The following is a 1,454-nucleotide window of genomic DNA, read 5'->3' as shown; positions in this document are numbered from 1 at the left end:
CCGCCGGTGCGCCGAAGAGTCCCAGAACGACCGCCAGCACCGCCGCCAGGCGGCACCACTGCGTACGGGACACGACGACCGCCTTCCACGGTTACGGACGGGTGATCAGCTGCCCGAAATGGTACGTGCCGTCATCCCGCGTGCCCGTACGGCCACGGGCTCGGCGCGCGCCCGCGGAGGACGCCCCGGCGACGTGGGACCGGCGGGCCGGTGACCGGGTCGTGGGCCGGGTGACGGGGTCCGCGCGAAATGGGTTCGCCACTCCTCGCGCCCGGGTGAGATCCTGGAGTCCGTATGTCTACTTCCTTTGCCGACCTCCAGTCCCAGCTCGGGCAGCTCTCGCTCCGCGACGCGCACCGGCTCGGCCGGCGTCTCGAGGGTGCCCGCCGCATCCGCAAGCCCGAGGCCCGCCAGTCCGTGCTGGACGAGATCTCCGCCGAGGCCGGGAAGGCGGCCGGGCGGCTCGCGGGGCGCGCCGCCCGGATGCCCGCCCTGTCGTACCCCGAACAGCTTCCGGTCAGCCAGAAGAAGGACGAGATCCTGGAGGCGATACGCGACCACCAGGTCGTGATCGTCGCCGGGGAGACGGGGTCCGGCAAGACCACGCAGATCCCCAAGATCTGCATGGAACTCGGGCGCGGGGTCCGGGGCATGATCGGGCACACCCAGCCCCGCCGGATCGCGGCCCGCACGGTCGCCGAGCGGGTGGCGGACGAGCTGAAGACCCCGCTCGGTGAGGCCGTCGGCTGGAAGGTGCGCTTCACCGACCAGGTGAACCCGGACGCGACGTTCGTGAAGCTGATGACGGACGGCATCCTGCTGGCCGAGATCCAGACGGACCGCGAACTGCTCGCCTACGACACGATCATCATCGACGAGGCCCACGAGCGGTCGCTGAACATCGACTTCCTGCTCGGCTACCTCGCCCGGCTGCTGCCCAAGCGCCCCGACCTGAAGGTCGTCGTCACCTCCGCGACCATCGACCCGGAACGCTTCGCCAAGCACTTCGGCGAGGCACCGATCGTCGAGGTCAGCGGGCGTACGTACCCGGTCGAGGTGCGCTACCGCCCCCTCCTGGAGGAGGACAGCAGCGACGCCGACCGCGACCAGATCACCGCGATCTGCGACGCCGTCGACGAGCTGGACCACGAGGCACCGGGCGACGTCCTGGTCTTCCTCTCCGGCGAGCGGGAGATCCGCGACACGGCGGACGCGCTGAACAAGCGCAACCTCCGCAACACCGAGGTGCTCCCCCTCTACGCGCGCCTCTCGCACGCCGAGCAGCACCGGGTGTTCCAGCGTCATACGGGCCGCAGGATCGTTCTGGCGACGAACGTCGCGGAGACCTCGCTGACCGTCCCGGGCATCAAGTACGTCATCGACCCGGGCACGGCCCGTATCTCCCGCTACAGCCACCGCACCAAGGTCCAGCGGCTGTCTCTTATACACATCTC

General features: G+C 70.2%; 1 protein-coding gene. It reads left to right on the top strand.

The features are described 5' to 3' along the window. Positions 1 to 294 precede the first annotated feature (294 nt). Positions 295 to 1,454: helicase-related protein (locus IH13_RS0135335; RefSeq protein ID WP_037843349.1), on the top strand; the 1,160-nt coding region annotated here is incomplete at its 3' end.

Origin of the sequence: Streptomyces sp. NRRL WC-3549 (genome assembly GCF_000721935.1) — a bacterium.
Lineage (GTDB): Bacteria > Actinomycetota > Actinomycetes > Streptomycetales > Streptomycetaceae > Streptomyces.
The sequence above is the reverse complement of the archived record's forward strand: the minus strand, read 5'-3'. Positions and strand labels throughout refer to the sequence as shown.